The 4,900-nt window shown below is 56.8% G+C and carries 5 protein-coding genes; 2 read left to right on the forward strand and 3 right to left on the reverse strand.

Annotated elements, in window-relative coordinates:
* Positions 1-249: 249 nt before the first annotated feature.
* A complete protein-coding gene (gene phnF, locus ACXJ5O_RS19020) occupies positions 250-1,035 on the reverse strand; it encodes a phosphonate metabolism transcriptional regulator PhnF (RefSeq protein ID WP_457301262.1) in 786 nt (261 codons plus the stop codon).
* Between the two features lie 6 nt (positions 1,036-1,041).
* Complete coding sequence (locus ACXJ5O_RS19025) at positions 1,042-2,214, reverse strand: alpha-D-ribose 1-methylphosphonate 5-triphosphate diphosphatase (protein ID WP_457301263.1); 1,173 nt, start codon at positions 2,212-2,214, stop codon at positions 1,042-1,044.
* A 99-nt stretch (positions 2,215-2,313) separates the two neighbouring features.
* Here ACXJ5O_RS19025 and ACXJ5O_RS19030 point away from each other — a divergent pair, with 99 nt between their 5' ends.
* Both ACXJ5O_RS19030 and ACXJ5O_RS19035 read left to right on the forward strand, forming a co-directional pair.
* On the forward strand, positions 2,314-2,574 hold the full coding sequence (locus ACXJ5O_RS19030; RefSeq protein ID WP_457301264.1) for a hypothetical protein: 261 nt from the start codon (positions 2,314-2,316) through the stop codon (positions 2,572-2,574).
* Between the two features lie 208 nt (positions 2,575-2,782).
* On the forward strand, positions 2,783-3,310 hold the full coding sequence (locus ACXJ5O_RS19035) for a thiamine pyrophosphate-binding protein (RefSeq protein WP_457301265.1): 528 nt from the start codon (positions 2,783-2,785) through the stop codon (positions 3,308-3,310).
* 1,148 nt (positions 3,311-4,458) lie between these two features.
* Here the strand turns inward: ACXJ5O_RS19035 and ACXJ5O_RS19040 are convergent.
* Positions 4,459-4,900: nucleotidyl transferase AbiEii/AbiGii toxin family protein (locus ACXJ5O_RS19040; RefSeq protein WP_457301266.1), on the reverse strand; the 442-nt coding region annotated here is incomplete at its 5' end.

Below are 4,900 nucleotides of genomic sequence, written 5' to 3' on the forward strand. Positions count from 1 at the left end.
GGGCAAAAGACTGACATTATCGGCATTTTCAAAGGAAGGGTTGCTGGCAGTTTTGAGATTGAACAAATCGGGCAAACAGGGTTCTGGCACGTCTCCCTTAGGAGTTGCGGCGCGTTCTGTGCCTCATCCAGGATAAATGGCTCACCATCAGAAATGGCTTTCCCGACCAACTGCTGAATATTGGCCAACCTCGCCAGAGCTCAGGGTAAGTTGCTCTGCCCGTGCCGAAGCGGCTCAATTGAAAAACAATCAGAATATGAATTCGACGGAGGTCAGCGGCCAGCTGCCGCGCGTCCATTCGATGGGCACGCCATCGCCGTCTTCATTGATGGCATTGACGTGGAACACCGGCGTTCCTGGTGTCAGCTGAAGGATTTGCGCTTCATCAGAGGAGGCGAAGCCGCCGCTGATCCGCGTCTCGATCCGCCGGTAATTTTCGATACCGTGGGCGCGGAAAACATCGGTGACCGACTGGCGCACGCCGTATATCTGTTCGAAATCGGGAAAGAGCTCTGCCGGAAAGACTTTGGTATTGACGTAAACCGGCTGCTTGCCGGAAGTCCTTGTCCGGCATAGCCGGATAATGGTGGTCTCCGGTACGAGACGGAGCCGCGTTGCCACAGCCGGTCCGGCCGGCTCGCGGATAATCAGCAGTGTCTGGGTATCGACCACCTCGCCGTGGGTTTCGAAGCTATCGAGAAAGCGCCGCCCGTCCCGAACCGTGAAGGTGGAGGGCAAGTTGCGCACGAAGATCCCCACGCCCTTGCGAGCAGTGAGGTGACCTTCCTGTTGCAATTGTTGTAGCGCCTGACGAAGCGTAATGCGTGTGACTGTTAGTTTCTCCGCTAGATGCGTCTCACCGGGAAGCTGGCTACCCGGTTGAATAAAGCCATCCTCGATCAATCCAAGAATGTGGTCGTAAATTTGCTGCCAGATTGGAGCGTCACTGCGCGGCCGGAAGACCAGTCCGTCAAAGGCTGAAAGACTATCGCCGCTGCGCTCAAGTTGTGCCGGATTTATAATTTTCTGGGTCATGACGGCTTATTCCGCGGCAATTGATACACCGTGGGCCGATCTTACCCGGAGACGCCCGGAGGAATAGACAATCTCTCCATTGACCATTGTTGCAACCACATGCGGATGCGCCGGATCATCTGCGTTGACAAGAATCAGATCTGCCCGGTGCCCGGCATCGAGCGATCCGCGATCATCGAGCCTTGCCACGCGGGCTGGATTTGCCGAGACCAGGTCCCAAATCAAGGGAAAATCGCCCGCACAGGGAGAAGAGAGTTTGAAGGCTGCGTGCAATGGCGAGGGATAGTGGTAATCGCTGGTCAGCACCGTGCAGAGCCCGGCTCTGATGGCTTCGGCGGCATTGAGTGCACCATTGTGGCTGCCGCCGCGCACGACATTGGGCGCACCAAGGATCACGTCTTCGCTCTTTTGCCGGGCAATTTTCGCCGTTTCGACGGTCAGAGGAAATTCCGAGGCCTTTGCACCCAGCGCACGAAAATACACACGGTCTTCAGGCGATGTCTCGTCATGGGCAAGCAGAACATTTCCGTTTGCCCTCGCGGCCGAGGCCAGTGCCTCGATTGCCATCGGCACATCGTCCCGGCGGGACCAAACCTGGTCGAGCAATGACATATAGTCGTTCCGGTTCAGGCCGGACCGTTCGGCCATCTGTCCGATCTTGCGGGCGATTGTGCCCTTCAGCACCGAACCGGTGGTATGATCGTTGAAAGCGAGGATCGGTCGCGGGGTGAGCGACAGCCACTTCATGACTTTTGCCATTTGATCAAGTGCAAAAGTTTCCCAGCGCAGATGCACACGCGTGTCGCATGCTAGATTATCGCGGATACCGACCAGTACGCTGATCAGCTCCTCGGCTGCTTCGACCGAACGCAGTCCGGGTTCCCACGACACCGTGATACCGTGAAAGGCTGTGGTTATACCATTGGCGACAAGCTGACGGTCGGTGTCCCTCAGCGCCAAAGCGATGTTAAAGTGAACACCTGGGCGAGGCATGATTTGCCGCTCGAAACTATCGCCATGAATATCGACTATTCCCGGAAGCACAAGCAGGCCAGAGGCATCGATCACGGATACATTCCGAGCGGGAACCTCTGTCAGGACACCGGCCGTGACACTCAGATCCCGTGTTGCAAGCTTCTGGTCGGCAAGAATGCGCCCTCCCTGAATGTGCCAGTCCATTGAATTCTCCAAACAGGGGCTGCCGTCACGAACACGTCATGTGATGCGTATAGGGATAAGCGGACAACCGCTGCCTGTCTATACAGCAAAGGAAAAAAGATGATCCGCACCCTCGCATCCGTCGGCGGTTTAGGGGGGTGCCCCTATGCAAAGGGAGCGACCGGAAATGTTTCGACAGAGGAGCTCGTCTATATGCTGGAGGGCATGGGTGTATCGACAGGTGTCGATCTTCCAAAGCTGGGGAAGGTCGCTGTCACCGTCTCAAGCCAATTGGGCCGGCGTCCTGTATCGTCAATCTCAGAGGTCCCCGCGGAAAAAACTGCTGTCGGTTTGTCTGCGCTTAGTATTACCCAAACCTAGGTTTCACCGATCTCGACGGAACAGCGTCAGAGCCCCCCTTTCGGAAAACCTTGATGATCGCGTTTCCAATGGTTACCTGCCACACCAGATTGGCCGCAGTCGACTTCACAAGGACACCATTGCGGTCGTCTTGCAGCACCATCGAATGGAATCGTGACGTCACCGGCGTCTCCCTCGATGCCAGGCATTTGATAACCAGGAGCATGGAATGACCACAGGATCACAATTACTTTTGGAGGTGCTCACCGACGCTGGCATCAAGTACATATTTGGTAATCCCGGGACTACCGAAATGCCGATCATGCACGCGCTCCGGCAGTTTCCCGAAATCCAGTACATACTTGGTCTTCAAGAAACAGCTGTCGTGGCGATGGCTGATGGTTACGCCAAAGCAAGCGGTAGACCAGCTTTCGTCAACCTCCATACGGCGGGAGGTCTGGGGCACGCCATGGGCGCTCTTCTGCACTCCAAGATTGCCAAGACGCCCATGCTGGTCACCGTGGGGCAGCAGGACACCAGGCACAGTTTCAGTGACCCGCTTCTTTATGGTGACGCGCTCGGAATGGCGGGGCCGGCGGTCAAGTGGGCGAGGGAAGTGCTCCACCCTGATCAAATCCCACCGCTCGTTAGGCGAGGTCTGCAAGCCACGATGAGGTGCGGCGCTGACTGGTACCAAAATGGTCAATGGCAGCGTATCGGCGATATCTGGTACGTCGGGCCGCATACTCACGGTTAGCTACGACGGCGGCAGGAAAAGCTTTCTCATCGGCGTGCCAGATAGCGCGCCGATCGTGCGGTATGTACTTGCCGACCGAACGGCGCTGGAGCTTGGTTGCGACGTGATGATCAAAACGGACCCAGGCAATCAAGCCTCCCTCGTTACCATTGGCAAGGGCATAGCTCCTCCGATGTAACGGCCTCCGCCGAACCGAATTGTWCGCAAGTAGCCAAGTATGGGTCAGCATGCCTAGTTTCGCGCGGATTGGAAAGTGCGGAGAAGCCGAATTTGCCTCATGAATGCGGTCCATATCCAGCAACTGGGTGAGCCGAAAAGATTTTGGACAAAGCCAAGCTTCATCCTGATCGTGAGTGACGAAAACGATCGTCGCTCGTTGGATGCGCTTGATTTCGATTTGCATGCTCTCACACCGACTTCGGTCGATTGCAGACGAGCAACACGCAGGTGCCACGCGCTGTCGAGGACTGCCCGAAAGTTTGTCGAGAAAGCGCTTGCCCGGTCGAGCCCAACCAGATCGAGTGCGTATCGCCCTGTCTTGCGCCTCACCGGCCGACAAACGCCGGATCTTCAAGCCAAACACACTATTCTCGACGAGCGTTAGATGTTGACATTGTTGGACGGAATCTCTCGAGTAACTGCAAAACGACACCAGGGTATCAGGGCCGGGACAGCCCCCTGAGGTAGCCAGTGCACCTCCGCATGCCCCGTCAGTGAGGGGGAGCCGCTTTGGTTTGAGAATGTCCGGGCCGTTGGTGGCGTAATATCCTCGAATCTGAACGGCCGGATCAGGGTGAGGCATTGACCGGCGCCGTTTACCCGTGGCTGCCCATTTCGCGTGTCCGTTCGGGGCAGGGTGGACCCAATCCACATCGCTCTGACGCTACCACCGCACCTCGAACCGGACGGTCAATTGAGGTATAACCCCGGATCGATCCGTGAAGTCTAAAACGTTTCGATTGAGTTGTTGACCGGCATCACGCCGGTCCCTATCAGGCGATACGATGGGCCAGATCTCGGGCGGCGCGGTCGCCACCAAGCGCCTGATATCCTCGGGGAGTTCTGCTGCGCCCTCCCGGCGCACATCATCCTCGTCCGCCATCTCTGCTAGTGAGCGGCATAGTGCGGATGCGGCGTCATCGTCCTGGTCAGCTTCGGCCAACGGTGTTGAGGACCTGTTCAAGCTCGTAAATGCTGGCCATCACTGTTTTGAATTCGGGCGGCGTCCCGAAGATCATGGCGGACATTCTCTCGTAGTCGGCCGAGAGTTTCTTGCGCATACCAGTCGTGGGAACCAGTCGGAAGGTGCCGGGTACGGCCCGGTCATATCTATGGTCCGGCGCCCGGAACATCAGTTCCTTGTGCTTCCGGCACGCCTCCGCGAGATCAACCATGGATGCTGTCGCCTTGCCATAATCGGGATGCGTCCAGATCTGGTGAACATCATAGTAGTGGCGTGAATAGCGGTTTAAATCGGGAACTTTCCGTTCGGGGTTTTCTTCAATACTTCGCTTTTCGGTCACCTCCGTCATCGCGTGAAGGATGAGAACCTTTTCCCAAAACGTCCGCTCGGGCCTAACGGTAATTACA

Source organism: Phyllobacterium sp. P5_D12 (assembly GCF_054049495.1).